Source organism: Ralstonia sp. 22086 (genome assembly GCF_052045975.1).
GTDB classification, from domain to species: Bacteria; Pseudomonadota; Gammaproteobacteria; order Burkholderiales; family Burkholderiaceae; genus Ralstonia; species Ralstonia wenshanensis.
Window position 1 is genome coordinate 206,363 of the sequence record NZ_JBQEPZ010000004.1, and the last position, 12,929, is coordinate 219,291.

General features: G+C 63.4%; 13 protein-coding genes. 10 read left to right on the forward strand and 3 right to left on the reverse strand.

Annotation, left to right across the window (positions count from 1 at the left end):
* Positions 1 to 52: 52 nt before the first annotated feature.
* Entirely contained in the window at positions 53 to 2,101 is a 2,049-nt protein-coding gene (fliD, locus tag ACTJK6_RS18190; protein WP_440839747.1) for a flagellar filament capping protein FliD, read from the reverse strand.
* Positions 2,102 to 2,298: 197 nt separating this feature from the next.
* Positions 2,299 to 3,120, reverse strand: coding sequence for a flagellin N-terminal helical domain-containing protein (locus tag ACTJK6_RS18195; protein ID WP_316871885.1), 822 nt, complete (start codon positions 3,118 to 3,120; stop codon positions 2,299 to 2,301).
* 410 nt (positions 3,121 to 3,530) lie between these two features.
* On the opposite strand from ACTJK6_RS18195, the gene ACTJK6_RS18200 reads away from it, so the two are divergent.
* Positions 3,531 to 4,166, forward strand: coding sequence for a LuxR C-terminal-related transcriptional regulator (locus tag ACTJK6_RS18200; RefSeq protein ID WP_024977602.1), 636 nt, complete (start codon positions 3,531 to 3,533; stop codon positions 4,164 to 4,166).
* Between the two features lie 134 nt (positions 4,167 to 4,300).
* Here ACTJK6_RS18200 and ACTJK6_RS18205 read toward each other — a convergent pair whose 3' ends face one another.
* Positions 4,301 to 6,037: an EAL domain-containing protein gene (locus ACTJK6_RS18205; protein WP_440840045.1), complete on the reverse strand. Its 1,737-nt coding sequence runs from the start codon at positions 6,035 to 6,037 to the stop codon at positions 4,301 to 4,303.
* A 515-nt stretch (positions 6,038 to 6,552) separates the two neighbouring features.
* Between ACTJK6_RS18205 and fliL the strand changes: the two genes are divergently transcribed.
* From fliL to ACTJK6_RS18250, 9 genes are all read left to right on the forward strand, one after another.
* Positions 6,553 to 7,050 (forward strand): flagellar basal body-associated protein FliL, encoded by a 498-nt coding sequence (gene fliL / locus ACTJK6_RS18210; protein WP_024542098.1) that lies wholly within the window; start codon positions 6,553 to 6,555, stop codon positions 7,048 to 7,050.
* A 1-nt stretch (position 7,051) separates the two neighbouring features.
* Positions 7,052 to 8,062, forward strand: a complete 1,011-nt coding sequence (gene fliM, locus ACTJK6_RS18215; protein WP_232039039.1) for a flagellar motor switch protein FliM — start codon at positions 7,052 to 7,054, stop codon at positions 8,060 to 8,062.
* Positions 8,052 to 8,507 carry a flagellar motor switch protein FliN gene (gene fliN, locus ACTJK6_RS18220; protein ID WP_004631438.1) on the forward strand — a complete coding sequence of 152 codons (456 nt, stop codon included), beginning with the start codon at positions 8,052 to 8,054 and terminating at the stop codon, positions 8,505 to 8,507. Before fliM ends, fliN begins: the two co-directional genes overlap by 11 nt.
* A 68-nt stretch (positions 8,508 to 8,575) precedes the next feature.
* The gene (gene fliO, locus ACTJK6_RS18225; protein ID WP_260803304.1) at positions 8,576 to 8,977 is read left to right on the forward strand and encodes a flagellar biosynthetic protein FliO; all 402 of its coding nucleotides are present in this window, start codon (positions 8,576 to 8,578) and stop codon (positions 8,975 to 8,977) included.
* Complete coding sequence (fliP, locus tag ACTJK6_RS18230) at positions 8,974 to 9,723, forward strand: flagellar type III secretion system pore protein FliP (protein WP_260803305.1); 750 nt, start codon at positions 8,974 to 8,976, stop codon at positions 9,721 to 9,723. Before fliO ends, fliP begins: the two co-directional genes overlap by 4 nt.
* A gap of 19 nt (positions 9,724 to 9,742) precedes the next feature.
* A complete protein-coding gene (fliQ, locus tag ACTJK6_RS18235) occupies positions 9,743 to 10,012 on the forward strand; it encodes a flagellar biosynthesis protein FliQ (RefSeq protein WP_004631435.1) in 270 nt (89 codons plus the stop codon).
* A 30-nt stretch (positions 10,013 to 10,042) separates the two neighbouring features.
* Positions 10,043 to 10,837 (forward strand): flagellar biosynthetic protein FliR, encoded by a 795-nt coding sequence (gene fliR / locus ACTJK6_RS18240; protein WP_316871887.1) that lies wholly within the window; start codon positions 10,043 to 10,045, stop codon positions 10,835 to 10,837.
* Positions 10,838 to 10,920: 83 nt separating this feature from the next.
* Positions 10,921 to 11,649, forward strand: a complete 729-nt coding sequence (locus ACTJK6_RS18245) for a 3-ketoacyl-ACP reductase FabG2 (RefSeq protein WP_316871888.1) — start codon at positions 10,921 to 10,923, stop codon at positions 11,647 to 11,649.
* The gene (locus ACTJK6_RS18250) at positions 11,649 to 12,890 is read left to right on the forward strand and encodes an NAD(P)/FAD-dependent oxidoreductase (protein ID WP_440839748.1); all 1,242 of its coding nucleotides are present in this window, start codon (positions 11,649 to 11,651) and stop codon (positions 12,888 to 12,890) included. The genes ACTJK6_RS18245 and ACTJK6_RS18250 overlap by 1 nt, the downstream gene beginning before the upstream one ends.
* Positions 12,891 to 12,929 lie beyond the last annotated feature (39 nt).

The following is a 12,929-nucleotide window of genomic DNA, read 5'->3' on the forward strand; positions in this document are numbered from 1 at the left end:
TCCTCGCTGTAGTCTGTTTTGTTTTGGGTTGTGCTCTAAACCTGAACCTGGCTTAGTTGCTGCTCGAAGTTTGCTTCGCAATGGCCGCGAGCTGCGTCGTCAGGTAATTGCTTGTGTTCGTCATGCTCGCCACCGCTGCCGACAACGCGTTGAACTGCGTGTAGTACAGCGCCTGCTTGTTATCCAGCCGCGTCTGCATGGCGGTGATCTGGCTGGCAAGCGAAGTGAGCGAACTGTTGATCGCGTCCGTCTCGTTCTGCACCATGCCGCTGGACGACAGCAGGCTCGTCATCACCGTATTGAGCTGGGCGGCGTAACCGCGCTGCACCGTGACCGTGCCACGGGCGCCCAGCGGGCCGCCGGCCACCTGCACCGTCAAGCCGTCGGTGGCCGAACCGCTGACCCCATACAGGTTCTGCCCCGAACTGGTGGCAGCAACGCCGTTGATGGTGCCCTGCACATCCAGACCGTTGGTGGCCGTCGGGCTCGCGCCGAAGAGCGATGAAGCCCCCGCGCCTGATACCGACACCGCCGACACCGAGCCGAACTGGCTATCGGTCACGCTCAGCACGCCGCTGGCGTCAGCCGACACCGACGCAGTGACCTTGGCGCTCTGCAGCGTGGTCGATGCGTTGATCTGGCTCTGGATCTGCGCAGCCAGGGTCGCTGCGGTGTAGCTGCCGGCCGCCAACGTCACGTTGACGGACATGCCGCTGATGTTGAACGCGAGCGTGTCATTCACACCCGCCGTGATGGTCGTGTTGGCGGCGGCAGAACCCGTGAGCGTGCCCTGCGTGGCCAACTGCGTCACGTTGACGGCGTAGGTGCCGGCCTGCGTGGAATCCGAAAACGTCGGCACGCTGACGAGCGAATCGGTGGCCGTGCCGGTACCGGCAAACAAGCCCGCCACCTGGCTGGGCGACTTTGCAACCGCTGCCGACAGCTTGGTGTTGTCAACCGACAGCGTGCCGTCGGAATTCATCGTCACACCCACGCTGCCCAGCGACTGGTAATTGCCGTTGCCGACCGCCTGGCCCAGCACGTCGGTAATCTGGTTGATGAGCGTCTTGGTGCTCACATCGCCCGCCAGCGGGCCGTTGTTGGCGCTGTTGGCGGTGTCGATCTTGGTGAGCGAATTCAGTTGCGTGCGCAGCGCGTTGTAGCCGTTCACGAAGTTGGTGACGGCGGTGGTGGTGGCGGTCGGGTCGTTGCCCACCGTCACGTTGGTGCTGCCCGTCTTTGAGAGCGTGAAGGACGTACCGTCCACCACGTTCGACAACGTGTTGGTCGGGCTCTGCACGGCAATGCCGTTGATGGTGGCCAGGGCGTTCTGGCCCGTGGTCACCTCGGTCATGTTCTGCGTGCCAGCCGGGTCTTGCGAGAGCAGCGATTGCAGCGTCGAGTCGCCCGACACCGAAATCTTCATCTCCGAGCTGGAGCCTCCTGCGGTGGACGTCAGCACCAGACGGTACGGGCTGCCGCTGCCGTCGTTCACGATGCTGGCCGACACACCCAGGTTGGCCGAGTTGATCGCGTCACGGATGCCCGCCAGCGTGTTGTTGGAAGAATCGATCGTGATCGAGCCACCCGCCAGATTGCCGTTCTGCGTGAACGTCGAACCGGTGTACTTGCCACCGGAAAACGAGCCGCCCGACACCGAGCCGAACGAGAACGAAATCGTGGTCGAGGCACCGCTGCCGATGGCGGTCGTGGTGGACGTCTGCCCCTGCGCCGCCAGCACCTGCGATTGCGCAAGCTGCGTGACATTGACCGCGTAGGAACCTGCAGGCGCCGAGCCCGTCACCGACGCACTCAGCATCGACGTGTCGTAGCCGCTGGCCTTCATCGCGCTGTAGTTCGACGCGCTCGTCAGGTTTGACAACGCGGTCTGGAAGGTCGATAGCGCACTCTTGAGCGAACCAACGGCCGACAGCTGCGTCTGGTACGAGCTTTGCTGCGTCTGCAGTTGCGTCAGCGGCTGGCTTTCCACCTTCATGAGGCTGGACACCAGCGAATTGACATCGATGCTCGTCCCGATACCGGGAATGGAGATCGGCGGAACGTAGCTGCTGGTTGAGGAGGTGGTAGTGGTAGTCGCCATGATCGGGTCCGATAAGCATCTGCGCCGGCGGAAGTCTCTCTACACAACGGCACTGGCCGCAGCTTCTTTAGGGCAGGTTATGCAGGCGCCACCCACGAAAAAGTGGGGTATCCGACAAAAGAAAAAAGGCCGACGCCCCGAGGAGCGCCGGCCCTTGGCCCAACCGCGAGGCGGCGAGGCTGCATCCAACTTACTGATTAACCCTTCAGCAGGCTCAGGATGCTGTTCGGTGCCGAGTTGGCTTGCGCCAGCATCGCCGTACCCGCTTGCTGCAGGATGTTCTGGCGGGTCATGTTCGACGTTTCCGACGCATAGTCGGTATCGATCATGGCCGACTTGGCAGCCGACAGGGCGGTGTTCGACGAGGTCAGCGTGTTGATGGTCGAGCTCAGACCGCTTTGCTGTGCACCCAGGCTGGCACGTGCCGACTTCAGGTTAGCCAGATCGGTATCGATGGCCGCCTGAGCTGCCGTTGCGTTGGCAGTCGAGGTCACGCTCGTGCTCGACAGCGTACCGAAGCTGGCCAGGTTGGCGTTGGTGACGGTGGCGACGTCGGTCGATGCGCTTTGGCCGTACTGGAACGTGGTCGAAGTCACCGAACCATCGAACAGCTTGGCGCCGTTGTAGTTGGCGTTCGTTTCGATGTTCTTGTTGGCGGTGGCCAGCTGTTGGTATTCCTTGTCCAGGTTGGCCTGGTCGGTGGTCGACAGACCGCCGTTGTTGGCTTCCACAGCCAGTTGGCGCATACGTTGCAGGTTGTTTTCAACCTGGCCCAGGTACGAGTCAGCCGTTTGCAGGTACGACTGAGCGTTGTTGGCGTTCTGGATACCTTGGGTTTGCGAGTTCAGCGTGGTGGTCAGGCTCGACGACACAGCGTAAGCGGCGGCATCGTCCTTGGCGCTGTTCACGCGCAGGCCGGTCGACAGACGTTGCAGCGACGTTTGCAGAGCGGACTGCGATTGCGACAGAGCTTGCTGCGTTTGCAGGGACGAGATGTTGGTATTGAGGCTGAGGGACATGACGGCTCCTAAGTTTCCCGATGGTTTGTTGCCCGTGTTTGCTAATTCCGGCTAGGCCGGGCAACGTGACCTGCAACTTGAAGGGGATCAGGTCTGCGTTGTACTCAGGTTATCGGTGGCCTCTGAGGAAAGTTTAGGGTCGCCTTGACAAATTTGTGCGTCGGCGGCGGTTTGGGCTTGCGGGCGCCTGACTTTAGGCACCCCTCCAAAAGAGGCGGTGAGCCTGCTTCTTGGCCTGCAGGCCCTCGGCTATACTCGATCGACCAGTCCATAGGCGCCAGCATCCTTCTCTATATAGAGCGCCACACAGTGCACAGATGGGGAGTTGCAAGCCTGCCAGGTCGGCCCAACAGCCTGCCGGCGGAAAGAAGAGCTCGATGCGAGCCCGCGTTTGACCCGCAACACCCACCATGCTCAATGTCCTGATCGTCGAACCGCACGATATTGCCCGTGTCGGCCTGCGCCAGATCCTCAAGGATTCGCGCCTGGCCCGGCAGATCGAGGCCGTGCCGGACCTGCGCGATGCCAATAACGACCTGCTCGCCCAGCGCGAGTGGGACGTCATGCTTTTCTCGGTGGAATCGGCCACCGGGGACGAATTCCAGACCATCAAGACCGTGCGCCAGCAGCATGCGCGCCTGGCCGTGCTGGCACTGGGCCGTCACCCCGAAGCGCTGCTTGCCGTCCGGGCGCTGAAGGCGGGCGCCGCCGGCTATCTGCCAATGGACGCCAGCCAGCCGCAGTTGCTGGCCGCCGTCAACGCCATCTCCAAGGGCAAGAAATACCTGCCTTCGGACCTTGTGGAAGTCCTGGCCGACAACCTGAACGTCGACTGGGACAAGCCCCGCCACGACATCCTATCCGACCGCGAATTCCAGACGCTGCGCATGCTGGGCTCCGGCCGCACGCTGGGCGAGATTGCCGAGGCACTGCAGATCAGCGTCAAGACGGTCAGCGTGTACCGGGGGCGCGTGCTCTCGAAAATGAAGCTGCGCAACAACGCCGAGCTGACCATGTACGTGGTCAGCAACGGCCTCCAACTCTAGGGTGCCCCGTAAAGCTACTGCGCACCCCGATCTTGGCCTTGCGATGCTCGCCGTACACGTGTACGGCTGTGCTTCTCACGCCAACCTCGGGGCGCTCGCTACGCTTTCCGGGGTCCCCTAAATGAACTCGATATTTACAGAAACCGGGGGACGCGCTCGCCGTAGCGGCGCGCGTTCTCGCGCACGAGATCCTGCACCGCCGTCGGCTCCAGTGGCCGCGTGAGCAGATAGCCCTGAAACTCGTCGCAGCCGACTTTCCGCAGGAATTCAAGCTGGCCGGTGGTCTCCACGCCTTCGGCCACGGTCTTCATGCCCATGGCCTGCGCCATCATGATGATGGCCCGCGTGATGGCCGCGCGCTCGGCCACATGCGGCAGGTCTTGCACGAACGAACGGTCGATCTTCAGCGTATCGATCGGGAAGCGGTGCAGGTACGACAGCGATGAATATCCGGTACCGAAATCGTCCAGCGCCAGCGATACGCCCATCGCGCGCAGCTCGGTCAGCAGCGCATGCAATGACGGATCGTCGCGAATCAGGATGCCTTCGGTCATCTCCAGTTCCACCGCGTTACCCGGCAAGCCGCTGGTCGATAGCGCACCACGCACCATCGCACTCAACTGCCCCGAGCTGAATGCCTGACCCGAAAGGTTGATCGACATGCGCAGGTCTGGCAGCCCGATGCGGCGCCAGCGTGCAAGCTGGTCGCAGGCGGCGCGCAGAATCCAGCGGTCGATCTCGACGATCAGGCCGGTTTCTTCGGCGTCCTGGATGAACTGGCCGGGCATCATGCGGCCGAAATCGGCCGAGTTCCAGCGGATGAGCGCTTCCACGCCGACGATGCGTCCGCTGCGCACATCCACGCGCGGCTGGTAGTCGGCGTAGAACTCGTTGCGGTCGCTCGCACGCCGCAGGCCCGATTCAATACGGAAGCGGCGCGAGACGCGATCGTCCAGGTCGCTCGTAAAGGTTTGGAAGTTGTTGCGGCCGCGCTCCTTTGCCAGGTACATGGCGGCATCGGCCTTGCGCAGCAGCGTGTTTGGGTCGTCGCCGTCGTGCGGCGCCACGGCAATCCCGATCGACACACCCAGGTACAGCTCCTGCCCCTCGATATGGAACGGCGCGCTGATGGCCGAGAGAATGCGTTCGGCCACGCGCCGCGTGCCCAGGCCATCAAGCGCTTCAAGCATGACGACAAATTCGTCACCGCCCAGGCGCGCCACGGTGTCGGCTTCGCGCGCGCAGGCCTGCAGGCGGGCCGCCACTTCGCGCAACAGCATGTCGCCAAACTGGTGGCCCAGCGTGTCGTTGACGTTCTTGAAACGATCGAGGTCGAGGAACATGACCGAGACGCGCGAGCGGTTGCGGCGGGCAATCGCCAAAGCATGCTCCAGGCGATCTTCCAGCGCGGAGCGGTTCAGCAACCCCGTCAGCGTGTCGTGCGTGGCCAGATGCCGGATGCGCTGCTGCGCTTCGCGGATCTGCGTGATGTCGACCAGCGACACCAGCACCGAATATGGCGTTGCACCGGCCTCCGAAGCCCGCGGAGAGGCCGTCATCGAATGACCGCCATCGGCATACAGCGGCGTCCAGTTGCTCGAAACCCACACCGTGCGGCCATCCACGCAGTGCATCCCGAAAATCTGGTTCAGCTGCGGCTGCCCTTCGGCGATCACTTCTTGATCGGGCCAGTCGGCCTCGTGGATGGACGCGTCGAACTCGTCCACCGCGGCATTGACGACCGTGGGCAGCAAACGCCCCAGCAGGGCCTCCACCGGCAAACCCAGCAGCCGCGCGGCGCTCGGATTGGCGTAGGTGACGCGGCGGTCCGACCCACACACGAGGATGCCCTCTGTCAGCGCGTTGACCATCGACAGCAGATCCAGCTTCGGGCAGAAGCCCGGCGGCTCGCCGCGCGCAGGACAGTCGGCCGGCAAGCCATCGGCATCGACAAGCGCCAGGTCAATACGGGTGGAAAAGGGCAAGGAATTCAAGGCGGCTTCCGGCAAAACAATGCAGGTATGCAGGGCCGGACCATGCCGGCCTGTTCTTTCCTTACAACGGCAAGCGCGGGCAAATCTTTCGGACCAACGTCACTTTTGCGGTGCAAGAGGCGAACAGGGGTACCGGTCAGGCGCCCGGGGCAACGTAACCCCCCACATAAAGTGCACTCTGAGTCACTTATAAAATCGTACGGCTTTGCACCGCACGTCGCAAACGCCCGAGATAAGCAGGATTGACCGCGTTTCTTGCTGGAATGAGCTGGACAGAGGTGGGGAAGAATGCCATCCGAGAACCCGACTCTGTGCTTTGCGTTGTTTTTTACGGTGTGTTGCGCGACGCGAGCCGGGAAAGCCCACCCCCCCTTAGTCCCCGAGTGATCCCCATGGCCGAAGCCGCTGCCGCCACTACCGCCCCCGCCCCAGCAAAGGGCGGCTCCACCAAGCTGCTGCTGATCATCCTGATCGTGCTCCTGCTCGTCGGCATGGGCGGCGGTGCCGCCTGGTTCTTCCTCGGAGGCGGCAATCACGCCGCATCCGGCCCCGCCGCACCGCCCAAGCCCAAAGAGCCGGTGTTCGTGGCCATGGAAACCCTGACCGTCAACCTGCAGCCCGAAGAAGGCAACGACCGTTACCTGCAGATCGGCATCACGTTCAAGAGCTTCGACAAGCATGCCGAAGAAGAGATCAAGACCTATACGCCCGAGCTGCGCAGCAAGGTCCTGATGCTCCTGGCCAGCAAGACCCCTACCGAGCTGTATCCGGCGGACGGCAAGGTCAAGCTGGCCAAGGAAATCGTTGAACTGTGCGAACACGTCTTCAAGGCTGTCGGCAAGGAATCGCCCGTGGCAGACGTCTTGTTCACCAACTTTGTGATTCAGTGACATGCTCAAGGAAGAGTTTCTTTCCCAGGAGGAAATCGACGCGCTCCTGAAAGGCGTGTCCGATGACGCGGACGACGACCCCGTCGAAGCCGCCGATCCCTCGGGCATACGCTCGTACAACCTGGGCTCGCAGGAGCGCATCGTCCGTGGGCGCATGCCCACGCTGGAAATCATCAACGAGCGGTTCGCGCGCAACTGGCGCATCGGGCTGTTCAACTTCATGCGGCGCAACGCGGAAATCTCCGTCGGGCCGGTGAAGGTGCAGAAGTACAGCGAGTTCATCCGCAACCTGGTGGTGCCGACCTCGCTCAACCTTGTGCACGTCAAGCCGCTGCGCGGCACGGCGCTGTTCGTATTCGACCCCAACCTGATCTTCCTGGTGGTCGACAACCTGTTCGGTGGCGACGGCCGCTTCCACATGCGCGTGGAAGGCCGGGACTTTACCGATGTGGAGCAGCGCATCATCCAGCGCATGCTGCAGCTCGTGTTCGAGCACTACGCCAAGGCGTGGCAGCCGGTCTACCCGATCGATTTCGAATTCCTGCGCATGGAAATGCACACCGAGTTCGCCAACGTGGCCACGCCCAATGAAGTGGTGGTCACCACCAGCTTCAGCATCGAGCTGGGCAACAACGGCGGCGACGTGCACATCTGCATGCCCTACACGATGATCGAGCCGATCCGCGACCGGCTCACATCGGCCATCCAGGGCGAAGCGCTGGAAGTGGACAAGCGCTGGCTGCGGCTGCTCTCGCAACAGGTGCAGACCGCCGAGGTGGAGCTGATTGCCGACCTCGCCACGGCCAAGGTGCAGGTATCCGACATCCTGAACATGAAGGTGGGCGACGTCATTCCGCTGGAGCTGGATGACAGCGTGACCGCCAAGGTAGACGGCGTGCCCGTCATGGAATGCAACTACGGCACGTTCAACGGCCAATACGCGCTGCGGGTCAACCGCATGCTGAATATGAGCGGCAGCGACGCTGCCACGGAGTCTGACGATGACAACTGAACCGACCATGAACCCCGAAGCCAACGCCGACGACATCGATGTCGAGATGACGATGGAAGAGGCCATGGCCCTGGAAGCCGCGCAGCGTGCTGCGGCAAACCCGCCGGCCGCCGCGCCCGCCGCCGCCGAATCCAGCCCGGTGTTCAAGCCCCTGACGGCCGACGGCCTGGGCGGTGCCCAGCGCAACGACATCGACATGATCCTGGACATCCCCGTGCAGTTGACGGTGGAGCTGGGCCGCACCAAGGTGCCCATCAAGAACCTGCTGCAGCTTGCGCAAGGTTCGGTGGTGGAACTCGACGCACTGGCCGGTGAACCGATGGATGTACTTGTCAACGGCTACCTGATCGCCCAAGGTGAAGTGGTGGTGGTCAACGAGAAGTTCGGTATCCGCCTCACCGACATCATTACGCCGTCGGAGCGGATCCGTAAGTTGAACCGATAAGCCATACACGCGCGCCGTCCATCGGCACCCTGACAGCAACCAGTGCTCCCCCCGGGCAAGGTGTTGAAATGAACCATGCAGTTGATTGGGCCCGCACCCTAGGCGGGCTGTTTGTAGTGTTGGCGATGATCGTGGCGGCCGGCTGGCTGCTGCGCCGTCTGCAGCAGCGCGCGGGCATGGGCCCCGGCGGTTTAGGCCGGCGCCGCAGTCAGGTGATCACCGTGGTCGCGCAGCAGATGCTGGGCGCCCGCGAGAAGGTCGTCGTCGTCGACGTGGAAGGCACATGGCTCGTGCTGGGCGTCACGCAGCAGCACGTGCAGACGCTCCACACGCTGCCGCGCCCCGCAGAAGCCGCTTCCACGCCGGACGACCCGTCCGGCGACGGCACTTCCGGCTCCGGCAAGCCGCCCCGCTTTGCCGACGCGCTGTCCATCCAGCTCAAGCGTCACCTGACGGGAAAGTCGGAATGAACGCGCGCACCTTCTTCCGCTGCCTGATTGCCCTGGCGCTGCTGGGCGCCGCGCCCGCCGTGTTCGCCCAGGCGCAACCCGGTCTGCCGCTGCTCACGGGCACCGCCGGCGGTCAAAGCTATTCGCTGCCCGTCCAGACGCTGGTCTTCCTGACGTCGCTCGGGTTTCTGCCGGCCATCATCCTGATGATGAGCAGCTTCACGCGCATCATCATCGTGCTGTCGCTGCTGCGCCATGCGCTAGGCACACAAACCACGCCGCCCAACCAGGTGCTGATCGGGCTGGCGCTGTTCCTCACGTTCTTCGTCATGTCGCCGGTGCTCGACAAGGTCTACACCGACGCCTACGTGCCGCTGCGTGACAACAAGATCACCGTCGAGCAGGCCATGGACACCGCCGCCACGCCGCTGCGCCAGTTCATGCTCAAGCAGACGCGCGAGCCGGACCTCGCCCTGTTCGTCAAGATGGGCAACATGCCGGCCATTGCCTCGCCCGAGCAAACGCCCATGCGTGCGCTCATCCCGGCCTTCGTCACGAGCGAGCTGAAAAGCGCGTTCCAGATCGGGTTTGCCATCTTCATTCCGTTCCTGGTAATCGACATCGTGGTGGCGGCCGTGCTGATGTCGATGGGGATGATGATGGTCACGCCGTCGATCTTCTCGCTTCCGTTCAAGATCATGCTGTTCGTGCTGGTGGATGGCTGGCACCTGCTGCTGGGCTCGCTGGCGCAGAGCTTTGTGCAATAAGCGCCGATAGGAAACCGACATGACACCCGAATACGTTCTGGACATGGCCCGTCAGGCCATGCAGGTCGCCATGATGGTGGGCGCGCCGATGTTGCTGGTGTCGCTCGTCGTCGGTCTGCTGGTGGCCGTGTTCCAGGCCGCCACGCAGCTCAACGAGCAGACGCTGTCGTTCATCCCCAAGCTGCTGGCCGTGGCTGCCACGATGGTGCTCGCTGGCCCGTGGATCGTCGCCGTGATCGTCGACTACACGCGCGGCGTGCTGACCAATATCCCCAACTACGTCAACTAACGCGACGTAGCGCGCAGGGCACCGACACCGATGATCCAATTCACCGCCACGCAGCTCAACGGCTGGATCGCCATGTACTGGTGGCCGCTGGTGCGCGTGCTCGCGTTCATCGCCATTGCGCCCCCGTTTGCCAATACCGAGATCCCGACGTCGATCAAGGTGGCATTCGGCGTGGTCATCACGGTGGCGCTGGCGCCCATGCTGCCGGTGCCCGCAGGCGTGTCGGTGGGCTCGTACGAAGGGCTGTGGATCACGCTGGTGCAGGTGTTGATCGGGCTGGCGCTGGGCTTTTGCGTGCAGCTCGTATTCTCGGCCATCAGCGGTGCCGGCGAGGTGATGTCGGTGCAGATGGGCCTGGGCTTTGCGTCCCTGCTCGACCCGACGCAAACCGAGAGCAGCATGCTGCTTGGCCGCTTCCTCAGCCTCACGGCCGTCACGGCGTTCATTGCCGGCGACGGCCATCTCGTACTGCTGCACGCCCTGTTCGACAGCTTTACCGCCCTGCCCGTCTCGGCGGCGCCGCTGGGCAACCCGGGCTGGCAAACGCTGGCCGGCGGCGGCACGATCGTCTTTGCGCTGGCCCTGCGCATCGCCCTGCCCATCATCGCGATCATGATGATCGTCAACCTTGGCTTTGCCGTGCTCTCGCGCACGGCACAGGCGCTCAACCCGTTTGCGGTCGGCATCGCCGCCACGCTGGTGGTGGGGCTGATGCTCGTCATGGTGATGATGACGTCGCTGGCGCCGGTAGTGGAGCGGTCTGTGATGGATGCGCTGGACTTGGGTGGGCGGGCGTTCAGCCAGTTCAGCACCCTGCCTCGATAGGCACCGCGCGCCAGCAGCAATACCTGCCGCGCGTGCGATGATCGCGGTATTCCGCCGACCGATCTTCAAGGGAGTCTCACCACATGAGCCGCCGCGTTCTTGTGACGGGTGCCAGCCGCGGCATTGGCCGCGCCATCGCCTACCAATTGGCCTCCGACGGGTTTGACGTGTCCGTGCATTGCCGCAGCGGCCGTGCCGAGGCCGAAGCCATCGTTGCCGACATCCAAGCCAAAAACGGCAGCGCTCGCGTGTTGCAATTCGACGTGCGCGACCGCGCCGCATGCCGCACCGAGCTTGACGCCGACGTGGAAGCCCACGGTGCCTACTACGGCATCGTCCTGTGTGCAGGCGTCACCCGCGACGCCGCCTTCCCTGCCCTGACCGACGAAGACTGGGACATCGTTCTCGAGACCGGCCTGGATGGCTTCTACAACGTCGTCCACCCGCTCACCATGCCGATGGTGCGAGCACGCCAGGGCGGGCGCATCGTCACCATCGCATCTGTCTCTGGGGTGATGGGCAATCGCGGGCAGGTGAACTACAGCGCTGCCAAGGCCGGGCTGATCGGCGCAACCAAGGCGCTGGCCGTCGAACTGGCGTCGCGCAAGATCACCGTCAACTGTGTGGCACCAGGCCTGATTGAAACCGACATGCTGGCCCACATGGAACACATCGACCAAGCCCTGCAAGCCGTGCCGATGCAACGTGTCGGCCAACCCGCAGAGGTGGCTTCCGTGGTCGCCTTCCTGATGTCGGATGCAGCGTCGTATGTGACGCGACAAGTGATCGGCGTAAACGGAGGCATGATCTGATGACCGCTGAAGCAACACACGTCGACGTCGCCATCATCGGCGCCGGCCCCTCCGGTGCTGTTGCTGCGGCCTTGCTGCGAAAGGCGGGCCACAACGTGCTGGTGCTCGAACGCCAGCAATTCCCGCGCTTCTCCATTGGAGAAAGCTTGCTGCCCCAAAGCATGGCCTACCTTGAAGCGGCGGGCATGCTGCAAGCCGTTGTGGAAGCAGGATTCCAGTACAAGAACGGGGCGTATTTCGTACATCAGGACAGGCACGCCTCCTTCGATTTCCGAGACAAGCATTCAGCGGGCTGGGGCACGACGTATCAGGTCGAACGCGCGGTGTTTGACCAGACGCTGATCCGGTGTGCGGCCGAGCAAGGCGCGGAGGTTCGCTTTGGCCACACCGTACGCTCCATGCATCCTGGCGACGCACCTGGGCTGGAAGTGGAAGACGAAGCCGGGGTCGCTTACGCCGTCCACGCCCGCTTCGTGCTGGACGCAAGCGGCTTTGGCCGCGTGCTACCACGCCTGCTGAATCTTGAAGCGCCGACCCGCATGCCAACGCGTGCGGCACTGTTCAGCCATGTGCGCGACGCCTTACCGGCCGGCAGCACCGATCGCGACAAGATCTGCATCGCTGTCCACCCGGAGCGGCGCGATGTCTGGTATTGGATGATCCCGCTGGCCAACGGTCGCTCTTCAGTCGGCTGCGTAGCCGAAGCGAGTTTTCTCGACGTACCGGAAGCAGAACGCGAAGCGACGTTGCGCAAACTGATCCGGGCCGAACCCAATATCGCAGCGCTGATCGGCGATGCGCCGTTTCTTATGCCCGTGCGCCAGATTGGGGGCTACGCCGCCAACGTGGAGCGTCTCTACGGGCCGGGCTATGCGTTGCTGGGCAATGCTGGCGAGTTCCTGGACCCGGTGTTCTCGTCAGGCGTAACGATTGCATTGCGCTCGGCGGACCTGGCGACGCGCGTCCTCGTACGCCAACTCAACGGCGAAACCGTCGATTGGCTTGCCGATTACGACAAGCCGCTGCGCAAAGGCGTCGATACGTTCCGCGCCTTCGTTGATCGGTGGTACTCGGGCGAGTTACAGGACATCATTTTCCACCCGCGCCATTCGCCGGGCATCCGCCGCATGATCAGCGCCATCCTGGCGGGCTACGCCTGGGACGAAACGAATCCGTTTGTGGTCAATCCAGAGCGGCGTCTGAATACGCTGCACGAGGTATGCCGGCGGGAAATGGCCTGAGAGAGGCGCCGCGCGCGCAGGCCGATGCAGCCCTGGCCC